Source organism: Moorena sp. SIO1F2 (genome assembly GCF_010672755.1).
In the GTDB taxonomy this organism is placed as follows: Bacteria; Cyanobacteriota; Cyanobacteriia; order Cyanobacteriales; family Coleofasciculaceae; genus Moorena.
Genome location: NZ_JAAHFV010000621.1, coordinates 1 through 1903 on the forward strand (window position 1 = coordinate 1; position 1903 = coordinate 1903).

At 43.7% G+C, this 1903-nt stretch carries 3 protein-coding genes; 1 reads left to right on the forward strand and 2 read right to left on the reverse strand.

Annotated features, from left to right (window positions below; all coding sequences use genetic code 11):
* The first annotated feature begins 329 nt into the window (after positions 1-329).
* A complete protein-coding gene (locus F6J94_RS33460; protein WP_293030912.1) occupies positions 330-467 on the forward strand; it encodes a hypothetical protein in 138 nt (45 codons plus the stop codon).
* 51 nt (positions 468-518) lie between these two features.
* Here the strand turns inward: F6J94_RS33460 and F6J94_RS33465 are convergent, their stop codons facing one another.
* Positions 519-680, reverse strand: coding sequence for a hypothetical protein (locus tag F6J94_RS33465; RefSeq protein WP_293030909.1), 162 nt, complete (start codon positions 678-680; stop codon positions 519-521).
* A 240-nt stretch (positions 681-920) separates the two neighbouring features.
* Positions 921-1523, reverse strand: coding sequence for a Uma2 family endonuclease (locus tag F6J94_RS33470; protein WP_293048184.1), 603 nt, complete (start codon positions 1521-1523; stop codon positions 921-923).
* Between the last annotated feature and the right edge of the window lie 380 nt (positions 1524-1903).

Consider the following 1903-nt stretch of genomic DNA (forward strand, 5'->3'; position numbering starts at 1 on the left):
GGAAATGCCGTTTTGGTAGTTGTTAATGCCGATGATCAAGGCGAGATTGCGGGAGAACATGGCGTTTTATTCTAAAAGCACTTATAAAGATAACTTTAATGCTAGTGATTGGAACAATCCTATTTTGGCAAATATATCTTTTTATGTAGGCAGTATAATCATGCTTACACAGCTGAATGGGGTATGTTTATTCCAAAATAATAATACATCTAACCCCAGCTTAATAGTCCCCTTGAGGGTACCTTTTATGTAAAAAAAAATTAACTTTTTTTAAGTTAATTATACTAGTTAACCGGTGTCTTTTTGACCTGACGGGGTGACAAGCAGCATTGTTAGCCTTACTGGGTATGGGGTGTGGGCTAACCGGTGTAGGGCTGATCGCTTTCTCAAAACTATTGCTACACAAGAGCGATCGCTTTCTTAAAACTGTTGGTACACAAGTGCGATCGCTTTCTCAAAACTCTTAGCACAGAAGTGCGATCGACCTGCATGTCACGCGGGGCGCGTTCGCACTCTCGTTAATCTTGGTTGAGAAGTAGTCCGGTCAGCGCAGCTATGCCTGTAGGGCTGATCCCGTAGCGTGGCCGTAGGCCAATCGCACCGAAAGCTAAACCATAGGCTGATATAGCGCTACGCGCAATGGCATTGGCAAGAGGCAAGAGGCAAAAGTTGACGTGCATTAGCAAATGAGCTTTTATCAATGTCCTAACTTTAATGGGTAGTGCTATAGCACCTCAAGTAGCACCATCTGTAGCCCATAGGCTGATAGCACCTCAAGTAGCATCTCAAGTAGCGCATTAGCTGATAGCTGATAGCACCTCAAGTAGCATCTCAAGTAGCGCATTAGCTGATAGCTGACGTCTGATAGCACCTCAAGTAGCATCTCAAGTAGCGCATTAGCTGATAGCTGACAATTGCTTTCACCAAATCTTGCTCATGTTTAGCACAAACCCCGCCAGTTCCGGAGCACCGCTAACGGTTTCAGGATTGTCCAAAATCTCTGGTTTCTGATTAGGACGATAAATGTAAATTTTCCGGTTTTGGCGGTCGATTAACCAACCCAGTGATGTACCCTTGTCAAGGTATTCTTGCATTTTATCTTGCAAGCCACTGAGTGTATCGCTGGCTGAACGTAACTCGATCACAAAGTCGGGGCAAATGGGGGCAAAGGAAGCTTTCTGTTCTTCGGTTAAGGCATTCCAGCTCTCCAGTTTAATCCAACAGGCATCTGGAGAGCGGATCGCGACCTTGGGTAAGGTAAAGCCGGTGCTGGAGTCAAAGGTTTCACCCGTACCGTCGAGATCAGCCCAGTTAGCCAATTGTTGAGAAATTTTCAGATTCCGATTGCCTGTATCGGAAAAGACTGGGGGCATAATCACAACTTCTCCACTGGCGGTGCGCTCAATTCGTAGATCTCGATTGGCTAAACAGAATTCATAAAACTGGGCGAGAGTCATTGGGATGATCCCAGGAAGATTGACCATAACAGGAACAGTTTGGGTTTGAATCAGTAGCCTGGTCATTATAGGGTTTGTATCTAGGTTGTAAACAGACTTATTGCATAAAAAGGCATGGGTACAAGAGGGGAAAGATATATACGCCAATGACACTAGGGCTTGTCTGCTTTCGTCAATAGGTAAAGATTTATTACGAAAATACTAATTTCTGCGTAAAGTCAACAGGTTATCTTGGGGAATAAATAGGGAGCATCCCAGATTTGACAAACTATACCCCAGCTGTGTGAGCGGGATTATACCGCCCACATAAAAAGATATATTTGCCAAAATGGGATGCTAGCAATCAAGAGTATTAAAGTTATCTTTATAAGTGCTTTTAGTATAACATGTTTTCTCGCAATCTCGCCTTGATCATCGGTATCAATAACTACACCAACGGCATTTCT

What these genes read in the sequence shown, in the direction of transcription:
- F6J94_RS33470 (WP_293048184.1), bottom strand. Translation starts at nt 1,523, where the DNA reads ATGACCAGGCTACTGATTCAAACCCAAACTGTTCCTGTTATGGTCAAT.
- F6J94_RS33465 (WP_293030909.1), bottom strand. Translation starts at nt 680, where the DNA reads ATGCACGTCAACTTTTGCCTCTTGCCTCTTGCCAATGCCATTGCGCGT.